Source organism: Agathobaculum ammoniilyticum, from assembly GCF_025567315.1.
Lineage (GTDB): Bacteria > Bacillota > Clostridia > Oscillospirales > Butyricicoccaceae > Agathobaculum > Agathobaculum ammoniilyticum.
The window spans coordinates 1-2780 of record NZ_JAOQJE010000041.1 but is presented as its reverse complement, the minus strand read 5'-3'; the positions used below and the strand labels follow the sequence as shown (position 1 = coordinate 2780).

Annotated in this window: 3 protein-coding genes; all 3 read right to left on the bottom strand. The window is 59.6% G+C overall.

What is annotated here, in order from left to right; translation table 11 throughout:
* Positions 1-176: 176 nt before the first annotated feature.
* The 3 genes from OCV66_RS15430 to OCV66_RS15420 are packed head-to-tail and all read right to left on the bottom strand — an operon-like array spanning position 177 to position 2696.
* Positions 177-1715 carry a glycine betaine ABC transporter substrate-binding protein gene (locus tag OCV66_RS15430; protein WP_054328562.1) on the bottom strand — a complete coding sequence of 513 codons (1539 nt, stop codon included), beginning with the start codon at positions 1713-1715 and terminating at the stop codon, positions 177-179.
* On the bottom strand, positions 1712-2338 hold the full coding sequence (locus OCV66_RS15425; RefSeq protein WP_054328561.1) for an ABC transporter permease: 627 nt from the start codon (positions 2336-2338) through the stop codon (positions 1712-1714). The genes OCV66_RS15430 and OCV66_RS15425 overlap by 4 nt, the downstream gene beginning before the upstream one ends.
* A gap of 4 nt (positions 2339-2342) precedes the next feature.
* Positions 2343-2696, bottom strand: coding sequence for a CBS domain-containing protein (locus tag OCV66_RS15420; protein ID WP_082397435.1), 354 nt, complete (start codon positions 2694-2696; stop codon positions 2343-2345).
* Positions 2697-2780 lie beyond the last annotated feature (84 nt).

Below are 2780 nucleotides of genomic sequence, written 5' to 3'. Positions count from 1 at the left end.
CCGTTTGATAAACTGATCAAGTTCTATCCGTTCGAGCAGATCAACGAAGCGTTTGAGGAGTCCGGCTCCGGCAAGTGCATCAAGGCGATCCTCCGTATGGACGCCTGACCGCTTTCCTCCATTATACAACACATCAAAAAAACGGTGCGGAATATAGTTCCGCACCGTTTTTGCGTTTATTTTTCCAGCAGTCCCTGCCCGACCAGGAATTCGTGCGCCACCTCGTCGACCGGCCGCCCCTCCACGTCCACCTCATAGGTCAGGCCGCTCATCAGCTCGTCGGTAAAGAGGCCGTTGAGCAGGCTGAGCGTGTCCTCCAGATCCGGCGCCTGCTCTCGAAAGCGCTCAAACACATCGTTCCGCGCCAGAATCGTGCCGTAATAGTCTGGGAAGAAATGGCGGTCATCCTCCAGAATGGTCAGCCCCGCACGCTTGTTCAGCCCGTCGGTCGCGTAAACCACCATGACATCATACGCGCCCTGCTCGATCGCCTTGTATTTGAGCATAATATCGACATGCCGCACCTCCTTGAAATCCAGGTCGTAGAAATTCACGAACGGCCCGAACTTCATGCTGCCGGCATCGGTGAAAAAGTCCTGCTCCGCACCGAAGCGCAGCTCGCCCGCAACCGGCTGCAGGTCACTGATGGCGGCCACGCCGTACCGGTCCACCACGTCCTGCGTCACGCCGATGGCATAGGTGTTGTTGACGCCGATCTTGCCCATCAGCCGCACATCATATTTATCCTGCAGGCGCTCGTTTACAAAATCGTAGAGCGTCCGCCCCTCCGGTATATCCGCGGTATCCAGACCCATGATGGTCGTCAGGATGGTACCGTCCCAGTTGTACATTAGGTCGCAGCTGTGTCCGTCCCCAACCAGCTCGTCAAAATTGTTCTTGGAGGTCATCTGATCCTTGATCGTCACGGTCAGATCATACCGATCCTCGACCAATTGCTGAATCATGCTGTTGACGAGCTGCACCTCGGAAAATTCGCCCTGGTACAGCACCAGCCCGTCCGCGTCCTGCGGGATGAAATTCCACGCGCACAGCCCCAGCACGCAGACCGCCGCAGCCGCGGCCCCCAGCCGCCTGACCACCCGAAAGCGGTAAGCGGGCGCGGCCGCTGTGCGGCTGTTCATCCGGCGCTCCACAATGCCCATCAGGGTGTCGAGTACCAGCGCCATGAGCATAAGCACGCCCGTGCCGCCGAGGATCGCGTTCATATCATCTTGCCGGATGCCGGTGTTAATCACACCGCCTAGGCCGCCGCCCCCGACAAACGCAGCGAACACGGCCGTTCCCACTGCGTTGACCGCCGCGATGCGGATACCGGTGAAAATGATGGGGGCCGCCATGGGCATCTCCACATGAGCCAAGCGATACAGGCGCGTCATCCCCATCCCCTTTGCCGCTTCGACCAGGTAATCCGGAACCTGGTCCAGCCCCAAGCAGGTATTGCGCACAATGGGCAGCAGGGAATACAGCGCAAGCCCCGTGATGACGGTCGGCTTGCCCGCGCCCAGAAACACCATGATAATGCCGAGCAGGGCAAGCGCCGGCGTAGTCTGGATCAGGTCCACCACGCGCAGGATCACCCTGCGCGCAGCGGGATAAAAATAACATATTACACCCAGCGGCACGCCGGCCAGAATCGCGCACAGCAGAGAAGCGACGACAATGGAGATATGGTCGAGTATCATCACCGCGCTCATACGCCGCCGCCCCCTTTCCGCATGCCCTTGGGTACGACCATGCGCTGTAGCACGTCGATCAGGGAGCCGAGCAGGAATGCCAGCAGCGCGGCCGGTATGGCGCCCATCAGGATCAGGCCGTTGTCATTGGCGCTGATGCCGGTATAGATGAACTCGCCCAGCCCGCCTTGGCCGATCATTGCCGCCAGTACGGTCCAGCTTACGGTATAGATCGTGGACATGCGCAGGCCGCCGATGATGGTCGGCAGCGCCAACGGTATCTCGATCTTGTACAGCCGCTGCAGCGGCGTCATGCCGCAGCCACGGGCGGCCTCGATATACTGCGGGTCAACCGATACCAGACCCGCATAGGTGTTTTTGAGAATCGGGAACATTGCGTAGATCGACAGGGCAATCAGCACGGTCGCGGGCTGCATGCCCAGCCAGATAAAGAGCAGGCCGACGAACACAATGCCCGGCACCGTGTTGAATACGCTCAATACCGGCAGCACCACGCCGGACAGGCGGGGCCGGCGGGACAGCAGGATACCGAACGCAACGCCCAGCACAAAGCCGAAAAACACGGAAACCGCGGTGAAGCCCAAATGCGCCAGCAATGCGCGGGGAAGATCGTGGTAGGTCATATACTCACCCCCACAGCCGTTCCGCCATGGCCGACGCCATGCTGGTCTTGGTCACGATGCCAGCGACCGTTTTATCCGGCCGGAGTACGACCAGATACGGGCTGCCGCTTTCGATCAACTGGTCAAAGCAGGCCCGCGCGTTGTCCTCCGTCTGCACGACCGGCATGTTGCACCGGATCAGTGGAGCGATCGAATCCACCACATGTCCAGTCAGCCGAATATCCGTGATCGAAACCGTACCCAGGTATTTGCCTGCTTCGTCCACAACGAGCAGCGTATCCACGTTGCGGCGCTGCATCCGGCTGATACATTCGTTGACGCCGCGCCCCTGCTCGACCGTATAAACGCCTGTGCGCATAAACTCCTATTACAATAGATTTACGGTTCAAGGCACGGCAGCCAGCCGTGTCTTTTTCCGCGCCGTTGCCAAAGCTGTTAGAAT